The sequence below is a fragment of the Shinella zoogloeoides genome (genome assembly GCF_003574625.1).
Lineage (GTDB): Bacteria > Pseudomonadota > Alphaproteobacteria > Rhizobiales > Rhizobiaceae > Shinella > Shinella zoogloeoides_A.
The window spans coordinates 419,362-430,893 of record NZ_QNUJ01000003.1 but is presented as its reverse complement, the minus strand read 5'-3'; the positions used below and the strand labels follow the sequence as shown (position 1 = coordinate 430,893).

Annotated in this window: 6 protein-coding genes; 1 reads left to right on the top strand and 5 read right to left on the bottom strand. The window is 67.0% G+C overall.

The window, feature by feature from the left end; genetic code table 11:
- The first annotated feature begins 21 nt into the window (after positions 1-21).
- Positions 22-2,442, top strand: a complete 2,421-nt coding sequence (locus tag DSD28_RS07990) for a GcvT family protein (protein ID WP_119255847.1) — start codon at positions 22-24, stop codon at positions 2,440-2,442.
- A 68-nt stretch (positions 2,443-2,510) separates the two neighbouring features.
- Here DSD28_RS07990 and DSD28_RS07985 read toward each other — a convergent pair whose 3' ends face one another.
- The 5 genes from DSD28_RS07985 to lhgO form a co-directional block, all read right to left on the bottom strand.
- Positions 2,511-4,220: an ABC transporter ATP-binding protein gene (locus DSD28_RS07985; RefSeq protein ID WP_119255846.1), complete on the bottom strand. Its 1,710-nt coding sequence runs from the start codon at positions 4,218-4,220 to the stop codon at positions 2,511-2,513.
- Complete coding sequence (locus DSD28_RS07980; RefSeq protein WP_205536187.1) at positions 4,217-6,754, bottom strand: ABC transporter ATP-binding protein/permease; 2,538 nt, start codon at positions 6,752-6,754, stop codon at positions 4,217-4,219. Before DSD28_RS07980 ends, DSD28_RS07985 begins: the two co-directional genes overlap by 4 nt.
- Positions 6,755-6,830: 76 nt before the next feature.
- Positions 6,831-8,996 carry a TonB-dependent receptor gene (locus tag DSD28_RS07975; protein ID WP_119255845.1) on the bottom strand — a complete coding sequence of 722 codons (2,166 nt, stop codon included), beginning with the start codon at positions 8,994-8,996 and terminating at the stop codon, positions 6,831-6,833.
- A gap of 121 nt (positions 8,997-9,117) precedes the next feature.
- A complete protein-coding gene (locus DSD28_RS07970; RefSeq protein ID WP_162911294.1) occupies positions 9,118-10,122 on the bottom strand; it encodes a helix-turn-helix domain-containing protein in 1,005 nt (334 codons plus the stop codon).
- A gap of 123 nt (positions 10,123-10,245) precedes the next feature.
- Positions 10,246-11,436, bottom strand: a complete 1,191-nt coding sequence (lhgO, locus tag DSD28_RS07965; protein ID WP_119255843.1) for an L-2-hydroxyglutarate oxidase — start codon at positions 11,434-11,436, stop codon at positions 10,246-10,248.
- Positions 11,437-11,532: the final 96 nt, after the last annotated feature.

Genomic DNA, 11,532 nt, shown 5'->3' with positions numbered 1-11,532 from the left:
GTCGGCTTCGGAAAGACGGATATGTCAAAGCTTCCATCTCACGCCCGTATCGTCATCGTCGGCGGCGGCGCCATCGGCACCAGCATCGCCTATCACCTTGCCAAGGCGGGCGAGAAGGACGTCCTGCTCCTGGAAAAGCGTGCGCTGACGGCGGGCTCCACCTGGCATGCCGCCGGTCTCATGGGGCAGTTGCGCAGCAAGGTGAACCTGACGCGGCTGATGCAATACAGCGCCGACCTGTGCGCCAGGATCGGTGCGGAGACCGGTCAGGATGTCGGCTGGAAGAATGTCGGCAGCCTTCGGCTCGCCGCTTCCGATGCCCGCTGGGAGGAGTTGAAGCGGGCGCATACGGCCGCAAGAAGCTACGGTTTCGACATGGAGCTCGTCGGCCCGGACGAGGTCAAGCGCCTCTTTCCGCTTGTCGATACGAAGGGCTTGCGCGGCGCGACCTGGATCGCTTCCGACGGCCATGTGGATCCCTATTCGCTGACCCATGCCTATGCGAAGGGAGCCCGGGCAGGCGGCGTGCGCATCGTCGAGGGCGTCGCCGTCACCGGCTTCACGATCCGGGACCGGCGTATCACGGCGGTAAAAACGGCCGAAGGCGATGTCGGCTGCGAGATCGTCGTCAACGCCGCCGGGCTCTGGGCGCGGCAGCTCGGCGAACTGGCGGGCATCGATCTGCCGGTCACCGTGGTCGAGCATGAATATTTCGTGACCGAGAAGTCGCCGAAGGTGCCGGATGACCTGCCGACCTTGCGGGACCCGGACGCCAATTTCTACGTCAAGCCGGAACCGGGCGCGATGGCGATCGGCGGCTGGGAGAAACAGACGCGGGCCGCCTACGGGCTCGGCAAGCTGCCGCTGGATTTCGGCCAGGAACTGTTTACGGACGATCTGGAGCGCATCGCCGAGGTGATCGAAGGCGCTTCGAACCGTATCCCGCTGCTCGGCGAGCTTGGCGTGCGCTCCGTGGTCAATGGCCCCATCCCCATTTCGGCGGATGGCGAACCGGTCATGGGCCTTGCCGGCGGCTTCGAGAACTTCTTTGTCGCCTGCGGCTTTACATCCGGGATTGCCGCCTCGGGCGGAGCCGGCCGCGCCATGGCGAACTGGATTCTGGAGGGCGATCCGGGCATGGATCTGTGGGCCTTCGACCTGCGTCGCTTCGGCCACCCGCATGGCGGGCTCGCCTATCTGCGCGACAGCGCCATCGAGGCCTATTCCAAATATTATGCGATTGCGTGGCCGGAGGAGGAGCGCTCGGCCTGCCGGCCATTGCGGCGTTCGCCCCTCTACCAGACCCTGACAGCCGAGGGCGCCGTCAATGGCGCCAAGTTCGGCTGGGAGCGGCCCAACTATTTCCTGGCGCCCGGCGAGAACAGGCCGCCGCTGGAAACCTTCGAGCGGGCGCCCCACGCCGAGGTGATCGGCCGGGAGCACCGGGCGGTCCGCGAGCGCGTCGCGCTGATCGATCAGTCATCCTTCTCCAAGTTCGAGATTTCGGGGCCGGGAGCCCTTGCTTTCCTGCAATGGCTGGCGGCCGCGAATGTCGATCGTCGCGAGGACGCTGTCGTCTATACGCAGATGCTCAACAAGCGTGGCGGTATCGAGGCCGACCTGACCATCATGCGGCGGGGGGAAAGCCGCTTCCATGTCGTCACGGGCTCCGCCTTCGGCACGCGTGACGGAGACTGGATCCGCCGCCACATGCCCCGCGACGGATCCGTGACCATGCAGGACGTGACGGGTGCGTATGGGGTCATCAATCTCTGCGGGCCGCTGGCGCGCGATGTCCTAGCCGCCGTCACCGAGCACGATGTGTCGGATGCTGCCTTTGCCTACATGACATGCCGCGAGATCCGGATCGGATGGGCGCCGGTCTTCGCCGCCCGCGTGACCTATGTCGGCGAGCTCGGCTGGGAACTGCATGTGCCGAGCGAGTATCTTGCCTATGTCTACGAGATCCTGCGCGAAGCGGGAACGCCGCTGGGAATCGCCAATGTGGGGTACAAGGCGATTTCCAGCCTGCGCATGGAGAAACGCTACCTCTACTGGGGCGCCGACATCACGCCCGACGACACGCCGCTGGAGGCCGGGTTGGGCTTTGCGCTGTCGATGAAGAAGGGGGATTTCCAGGGCCGCGATGCCATCGCGGCGCAGAAGGAGCGTGGTATCGCGCGAAAGCTCGCCTGTTTCAGGCTCGACGATCCCCTGCCGGTCTATGGCGGCGAGGCGATGCTGGCGAACGGCCGTATCCTGGGAATGACCACCAGCGGCGACTTCGGCCACACCATCGGAGCCCCGCTCGTCTTCGGCTATCTCAAGGGGGAGGATATGGCATTGCGGGAGATCGAGGTCGAGGCGTTCGGTCGCCGCAGCAGGGCAACGGCGGTGGACCGTTGCGCCTACGATCCCGAAGGCAAGCGCATTCGGCTTTAAGGGCCTTGGCTGGGCATCCTGTCCAAGCCGGCTCGGTCCGGCCGTGCCGTTCGCAGACATTGCCCAGCCTATGCGAACGTCCAGTCTTTCGCCTGGCGACGGCTGTTCCAGTAGGTGGCGAAGCGGCCTCCGGCGGCGATCAGGTCGTCGCGGCTGCCCGCCTCGACGATGCGGCCGTGTTCCACGAAGAGGATGTGGTCGGCCTTCGCGATGGTCTCGATGCGATGTGCGACGACGAGGGCGGTGTGGTGGCCGAAGCGGGTGAGGGCGGTGGCGACGGCGACCTCGTTCAGCGTGTCGAGGCCGCTCGTCGCCTCGTCGAGCAGCAGGATCGGTGCGTTCTTGAGCAACGCGCGGGCGATGCTGACGCGCTGGCGCTCGCCGCCGGAAAGGTTGTTGCCGCCTTCGCCGACCGGCGCGTCCCAGCCGCCAAGGCGCTCGACGATCTCGTCGACGCAGGCCGCCGCTGCCGCCGCGCGCAGCGCCGCTTCATCGGCCTCGGGGCGGGCGAGACGGATGTTCTCGGCAATGCCGCCCTCGAAGAGCTGCACATTCTGGAAGACGACGGAGAGCTGGTCCATCAGGGTCGCGGGCTCATAGGCGCGCACGTCGTGGCCTGCGACGCGGATTTCTCCGGCGGAGACGTCGTGCAGGCGGGCGATCAGCGTGAGGATCGTGCTCTTGCCGGAACCGGACGGGCCGACCAGCGCGGTCATCCGGCCGGCCGGGACCGTGAAGGTAACCCCATTGAGGATCGGCGTGCCGTCGATGTTGAAATGCACATCGCGGAATTCGATGTCCGGGGTGCCGGGCGTGCTGTCCTGCGCGGGGACCGACTGGGCAGGGACGTCGAGCACGGCGAGGGTTCGCCCGGCGGCGGCGTGGGTGGATTCGAGCGCGGGGAAAAGCTCCGAGAGGGTATTCAGCGGCTCAAGAAAGCGGAGGACCACGACGATCAGTGCCACGGTGCGGGCGGCATCGACGGCGCCGTCCATATAGAGGAACGCCAGGACGGCCACCATGGCGATGAGCGTCGCCTGCATGGCGAGCGAGAAGAGTAGCATGCCGGGCAGGGCGAACCAGAGGACGCGCAGTCCACTGGATTTCTGGGCGTCGATAGCTGCTCCGAGTGGCGTACCCTCCATGCCGGTGCGGCCGGCGGCGCGCAGCACGATCTGGGCGTGGGCGAATTCCTCCGTGCGCTCGGCGGCCTCGCTGGAGGCGGCGGCGAAATCGGCCTCGGCGCGGCGCATCAGCCGCCCGCCGAGAAGGAGAGCGCCGAGCAGCATCGGTGCCGCGGCAAGCGCCGCAAGGCCGAGCGGCCAGGCGACGAAGAAAAGGCCGATGGCGATGGCGAAGGGCAGCGTGACGGCGATGGAGGCCTGTGTCGCCAGGTTGACCGAGCTTGCGAAGAGCTCCGGCACGGCGCCGGCGAGCGCGCGTTTGGCCTGCGATCGCTGCGTGGCACCGAACCAGCCGATCGGCACGGCGAGGAGATGATCGACGAGACGGGCGTTCATCGACGTCATCATGGCAAAGCCGAGATCGAAGGCGCGGATCACCAGAAAGCGCTCGAGCGCCCAGCCTGCGGCGACGCTTGCGGCAAGCAGGCCGAGCCAGGCAAGCGCGTCCTGCGGAACCGGCGAGAACAGCGCGCCGAGCAGCGGCACGAGGGCGAGGGCGGATGTCGCGCGCAATGCGGCCGCGACGACGACGAGAACGGCAAAGGGCGCGAGGCGCGGGCGGGTTTGCGGCGGCAGAAGGGCAGAGATGATCACGAGGCTTTCCTTTCGCCGGCCTGCCAGAGGTCGCGGTAGAGGCCGGGCTCGGCGATCAGCGCCGCATGGCGGCCCTGCTGCACGATGCGGCCGCGATCCATGACGACGATACGGTCGGCATGCACCACGGTGTGCAGCCGGTGTGCGACGACGAGGACCGTGCGCCTGCCGATGAGCGAGCCCAGCGCCTGCTGCACCAGATGTTCGGATTCCGGATCGGCGAAGGCGGTGGCCTCGTCGAGCACGAGGACCGGCGGATCGGCGATCAGCGCGCGGGCGATGGAAAGGCGCTGCGCCTCGCCGCCGGAGAGTTGGATATCCTCGCCGAGAATGCTGTCATAGCCTTTCGGCGCCTCTGCGATGCGCTCGTGGATATGGGCGGCACGGGCGGCCGCCTCGATTTCGCCTTGGCTCGCCTCGGGGCGGGCGAGCGCGATGTTTTCCCGGAGCGTTCCCCTGATCAGGCGTACATCCTGGAAGACGAAGCCGACGGTGCGTTGGAGGACCTGCGGGTTGACGTCGCGAATGTCGATTTCCGTCTCGCCCGCGATCAGCCGGATCGCGCCGCCCGTCACATCGTGGAAACGGCCCGGCAGGCCGGCAAGGGTGGACTTGCCCGCGCCGCTCGGGCCGACCAGCGCCGTCAGCGTGCCGGGCGCGAGCACGAGGTCGATGTCTTCGAGCACCGGCTTGCGCGGCCGGTAGCCGAAGCTGACATTCTTGAAGCGCAGGCCGAGCGGGCCCGGCGAGAGGGCGCGCAGCGAGCGGCTGCGATCGAGCTCCAGCTCCTCCAGCAGCGTGCCGATGCGGCTTGCCGCCTGCTTCGCCTCGCGCATCGGCACGAAGCCGTACATGACGGCGGTGATCTGCGTGCCGAAGGCGGTGCCGAGGAAGAGGAAGGGCAGGAGATCGGCGGGCGCCATGGCGCCGGAGAGGATGCGCCAGCAGCCGGCCGCCGTGATGAGCAGCAGGAAGGCCGGCGGCTGGATCGCAAGCTGCGAGGCGACCTTGCGGCCGGCCATCGGGCGCTGCCAGCCGTTGAGAAAGGCCGCCTGGCCGTTCAGCACCGTGCGCAACGCCCTGCCGTCGCCGCCGAAGACGCGCACGACGGGCAAGGCCTCGATGAAGGCGCTGGCCGCGGCATTGGCGCGCCTGGTCCAGTCGGCATGTTCCACCAGCTTGTCGGCGACGCCGCGCATCATGTGGGCGAAGAGGGCGACGAAGGCGATGAGCGGCAGGAAGAGCAGGCCGGCGAGCGCCGCATCCACGGTGAAGAGATAGACGATGACCGCGAGCGGCGTGACGATGCCGGCAACGACGTCGGGCACGGCATGGGTGACCATGTAATGCAACCGCCCGGCATCCTCCTGCACCGCCTGGTGCACGCTGGCGGTATTGCGGTCGGTGAACCAGCCGAGCGGCAGGCGGGCGAGCTTGGCGACGATCGAGCGGCGCAGCTCATGGCCGAAGCGGGCATCCACGGCATGTAGCCAGAACATCAGCACGGTCGAGAGCAGGGCGGCACCGCCGAAAAGGCCGAGCGCCCACAGGATCAGCGGCGTCAGCGTTTCCCGGCCGGCATCGCCCGCCAGCAGCCGGCGGCCGAGTTCGGCGAGCAGGACCAGCGGGGTGAGCTGCATCAGCGAGATGACGGCCTGCAGGGCGCCGGCGGCGCGCAGCTTCCAGCGCAGCGATGCGAGCAGTTCCTGCCCGCGCTGCGAGCGCCAGCGCGGCGCGGCCTTCCGAGGGGGCGCGGCGGGCGGTGGCGGAGCGGGTGCCGCCGCCTCTTCGCCCGCCTCCTTGCGCAGGCGCATCGCCTTGCCGCGGATCCAGTAGGCGGCGTGCTTGATGTCGGCGAGCGGGAAGCCGTGCACGCGGTTGAGGTTCGCGCGCAGGTCCTTGATCGCGGCGTTTTCCGCGGCAATCCAGGCATACCAGTTCGACCAGTCGCGGGCGGGCACGGCGGCGGCGAGCGCGCCGGTGCCTTCGCCGGTCCAGATCACCTCGGCGCCCGGATGGAAGGTGACGGGAATGTCCCGGTCCGCCGGCAGATGGGCCTGCAGGATGACGACGACGGCGGCGTCCGGCGGCAGGACGCCGAGGATGCCGTTGATGGCGGGGATGGCCGCGGGATCGCCCATCAGCAGGTAGCCTTCCGGGTTTTCCGGCGGCTCGAACTTGTGGAACATATAGTAGGACGCGTTGATCGTGTCGCCGGGCCTTGCCGCAGCCGCCCAGGCGGAGGCCGGCCCCATCGGCTCGTGCAGCACGAAATCGAAGCTGACCTCGCCGCGCGCCGGGTCCGGATCGACCAGCGTATAGCCGCGCTGGTGCACCTTGGCCGGATCGTCGGGATCGGGCGCCCAGAGGCGGACATAGCTTGCCGTCGGCGTCTCGCGCCCGTCGATCATGGTCGGGGCGGAAAAGCGGATGCGGCGGAAGCCGGGCGTGAGGTTCGTGGCCGAAACCACCGTCATGACGTGATCGGTGGCTCCGAGAGCCTTCATCATCGTCCGCTGGAAACGCGCGCCCATCAGCAGCCTCGCGAAAGAACGGAAAGATGCGGCCCGGCCGGCAAGACCGGGCCGCGCGAGAATGCTGCCGCGCTCCCTACCACTTGATTGTCGCCCCCAGGCCGACGACGCGGCCGCGGCCGATATAGGCGGCCGTCGTTCCCGGCGCGTAGGTGAAGGCGTAGGAGAGCGGGCGCTCGTCGAGCAGGTTTCGTCCGAAGGCGTAGACCTTCAGATTGTCCTTCTCCCAGCCGAGTTCCGCATTGACGATGTGGTAGGCCGCCATCTTCGCGCTGTTCTGGATGTCCGAATAGCGGGTGCCGACATACTGGTAGTTGGCGCCGACGAAGAATTCGCCGGCAAAGCCGAGCGCATCGGCTTCCGTCCGGTAGGTGACGCCGAGATTGGCGGAGAAGCCGGGCACCTGCGGCACCTTGTTGCCCTCCAGCGCCCCCGCGAGCGCCGATTGCGGCGTGACGTCGACGAGGCGGGAATTGATGAGCGCGCCGCCCACCGTGAAATCCAGCCCGTCGGCCACCGTGGCGGTCACGTTCGCTTCCACGCCGTAGCTCTCGAAGGCCTGGTTCGTCATGAAGGGCAGCAAGGTTCCCGGATCGAAACCCGTGAGCTGGCCGTCCTTCACGTCATTGTAGAAGATCGCGCCGCTGACGCGGATGGCATCGGTCAGCTCAGCCTTGGTGCCGATCTCGTAGGTCCATGACGTCGCCGGCAGGAAGGGCGTCGAGGGTAGGCCGAAGCCGGCATAGGCAGTCGTCTTCTCGAAGCCGCCGGAGGAATAGCCGCGCGCCACGGAGGCATAGCTCATGGCGCGGTCGTTCCATTTGTAGGAGAGCGCCATGCGGCCGGTCAGGTAGGTGTCGCTGAATGAATTGGTCTGCGCGAAGGCCGGGATGGTGCCGGGAAAGCCGTTGGAGACATAGTTGGCGTCGAGCGTCTGCCTGTCGTGGGCAAGGCGCAGGCCGCCCGAAAGGGTGAAGCGCTCGTCGAGCGGCACCGCCGCGTCGGCGAAGGCCGCGATCGTCTCGCTGTCGATGGCGTTGTCGAAGGTGCCGTTCAGCGTCGGCGAGTAGCTGCCGACATCCTGCACGCGATGGGTCGTGAAGTCCGATTTGAAATAGTTCGCGCCGACGACCCATTGCACGGCCGCGTCTTCATGCGAGTTGAGGCGGACCTCCTGGTTGAAGATGCGCTCGTGGTCGTCGAAGACCACCTTCTGCGCGTTGGGGTCGTTGAAGAAGGACGGCGGCAGGCCGGTGGCGTTGGAGAAGATGAAGGCGTCGGTGAAGTCGCCGGTATTGTGCAGCTTGATGTCCTGGTAGCTCGTCGTCGAGGTCAGGATGAAGGGCTCGAATTCCTTGGTGAGCTTGATCGAGCCGTGCGCGATCTGCTGGCGGTTGACCGGCGTGGTGTCCGCGCCGCTGATCGGGAAGTCGGGCGATTCCAGCAGGAGGAAGGCAGAGTTGTGCCGGGTGTCCCTGGAAAAGCCGCCGGTGATATCGATGGTGAAGCTGTCGTCCGGCGTGATGCGCAGCGTACCGCGCGCCGCGCCGAGCTTCGCGCTGCCCTCGTCCTTGCCGGTGATCGGGTTCGGAATGTCGCCATCGAACTTCTGGAAACGCAGCGTCGCGCGGCCGGCAACGAGGTCGTCGATCAGCCAGCCACCCGTCGTGCCCTCGATGAAGGCATGGCCATCGGAACCGATCTCGGTACTGACGATGGTTTCCTTCGTCCCGTCGGCCGGCTTGCTCACCACATTGATCGCGCCGGCGAAGGCGTTGCGACCGAAGGTCGTGCCCTGCGGGCCGCGCAGCACCTCGATCTGTTCGACATCGAGGAAGGGCGCGCCGATCGCCGAGAGCGTCGTCGGAACGCCGTCGACGGAAAGGCCGATCACGCTGTCGAGCGAGTTCATCGCCGAGCCGAGCGTCGAGAGACCGCGCATGGTCATGTAGCTTTCGCCGAAGCGGCCGAAATCCATGAAATTCGTGCCCGGCGTCTGGCGGGCGACGTCGCCGACCGGGTCGAGCGAGGAGGGTTTCACGTTTTCCGGGCCGAGGATCGTCGTTGCGACGGGCAGGGAGGCGTCGTCCTGCGGGCGCTTGGTGCCCGTGACGACGACCGCTTCGAGCGTCGTCGTTTCCTGTGCCTCCTGAGCGGCGGCCGGTTCGCCCGCCGCCACCGCGATGCCAAGAGCCGCGAGCGCCGTGGTGGAGATCAGCCGTGCGCGCGAGATGGTGTTCATATGCCTTGCCCCCTGGTCATGATGAGCGTCACAAATAGCGGGTCAGGTATTCTTGAGGATATAACTCGACTTTCGCGCGACGCAGGCAAACATTCGCGAAACGCAATAGTTCGCGGCGCCGTCAGCCCGGCCGCATTCCCGTGGACTGGCGGCGTTCCGAGCGCGGCGGGTGGCCGTAATGCCTGCGATAGGCGGCGCTGAAGGCCGAGGGGCGGGAAAAGCCGACGCGGCGTCCGGCCTCGGCCACCGAAAGCCGGTATTCCTGCAGCAGGATCTTCGCCATCATCAGCCGCTGCTCGCGCACATGGGCGAAGATGGTGCGGCCGAACACCGCCTTGAAATTGGCCTGCAGGGTGGTGACGTTGATGCCGACGCGCCGGGCGAGCTCCAGCGTGGTCGGTGTGTTGACGAGATCGCCGTCGAGGATTTCGCGGGCATGGACCACCCGGTCGTATTCGCGCCTGCCGAGAAGCGCGACGAGGCGCCGCTCGTCCTTCAGCGCCTGCGCCACCTCGATCACATAGGCCAGCGCATTGCTTTCGAGGAACAGCCTGCCGAGCTGGCCGCCATAGGGATGTTCGAGGCAGAGCCGCGCGATCTCGCCGATACGCGGCGAATGGGTGATGGTCGCCGTGCGGAAACCACCCGTCGTGAGTTCTCGCAATGCGCTCACGCCATCGTCGTCGATGTCTTCCGCGAAACGTTCGAAGAAGGCGGGCTGGAGCACGAAGCCGGCGGTGCGAAAGTTGCGCCCGCGCTCCAGCGGCGTCGTGTAGCGGATGGGACGGTCGAAACCCATGAGATTGACCTGGTGCGGGAGGCGGACGAAGCTGCCGTGGCCCTCGACCTCGGTCCGCACGGGCTGGCCGGAAAGCATGATGCCGCAGACGAGGGCCGGCGCCATCTCGACGGCGAAGCCCTGGTCGCAGATATAGGTCACGTCGCCGGCGCTGAGCATCAGGCCCGGCTGTACTTCATGCGCCAAAAGGCGTCCCGTATAGATGGGGGTGTCCAGAACCTGTGGCGCCATTTCGACAGGCTCCACTCCGAGCGCGAATTCGGCGCCGAGCCGAACGAGGTCGCTCGGCGTCATGCCACCCGGCGGGATCAGGTTTTCCAGCGTCATGCGAATAGGGTCCGCCTTGCGTTGAGGTCGGAGCATATTAACTTGAGTAATTAAGTCAAATTTATAATCGAACGGCAGAGGTGGCCGCGCAGGCTGAATGTGAGCCCATTCCGATGATACCGGTCAGGCCGCCGTCAGCCGGTCGACGATCATGTCGGCGATGGGGATTGCCGAGGTGGCGGCCGGGGAGGGCGCATTGCAGACATGCAGCATCCGGTCCGTTCCGGCGAAGAGGAAGTCGTGGATGAGGGCGCCGTCGCGGCTTACCGCCTGGGCGCGGATGCCCGCCTCGTGCGGCAAGAGGTCGGAGAGCGTGAGGCCCGGGCAGTATTTCCGGCACTCTTCCAGATAGCCGGGCTTCCACAGCGAGTTCTTCAGCTCGGTCATTGCCGAGGCTCGGTTGGCGAGGACGGTCTTCCAGAAGCCGGGGAAGAGGGCATAGTCGGCCATGTCCGCAAGGTTGAGCGAGAGCTTCGGATAGCCTTCGCGGGCAAAGCCGATCACCGCATTGGGGCCGACCGTGACGCTGCCGTCGATCATGCGCGTCAGATGAACGCCGAGGAAGGGCAGGGCGGGATCGGGGACCGGGTAGATGAGGTGGCGGACGATATCGTTCTTTTCGGCCGGCAGGCGATAATATTCGCCGCGGAACGGCACGATGCGATGTTCGATGGAAAGGCCTGCAAGGACGGCGAGACGATCCGACTGCAGGCCGGCGCAGGCGACGAGCTTCCTTGCCTGCCAGCTTTCGCCCTCCGCGGCGATCTCGACCGCGTCGACCGCTTCGGAAATGCCGATGACCCGCGTCGAGAGCCTGACCTCGCCGCCGAGCGCGGCGATGCGCCGTCCCATGGCAAGGCAGATCTCGGCATAGCTGACGATGCCGGTGGAGGGCACGAACAGCGCGCCGCGACCGCTGATGTTCGGCTCGCGCTCCTTCAGCTCGCCTTCACTGATACGATGCACCTCGATGGTGTTTTCCTTCGAGCGCGCATGCAGCGCTTCCATGCGCTCCACCTCCAGATCGGAGGTGGCGACGAGCAGCTTGCCGCAGACATCGAAGCGGATGCCGTTTTCCGCACAGAAGGCCTTCGTCGCCTCCGCGCCCTTGCGGCAGAGCTCGGCCTTCAGGCTGCCCGGCGGATAGTAGATGCCCGCATGGATGACGCCGCTGTTGTGCCCTGTCTGGTGCCGGCCAAGCGCCGCCTCCTTTTCCAGAAGCAGGAGGCTGCTGCCCGGCCGCCGCTCCAGAAGCCGCATCGCCGTCGCCAGCCCGACGATCCCGCCGCCCACGACGCAATAATCGAAAACCATGTCCCCTCCCTCGATGGCTTCCTGCCGCCTATCAGGATTCGCCCCGCAATCGAAGATGCGACACCTGCGCGGATGACGGAAGCCGCGCCGATGGCT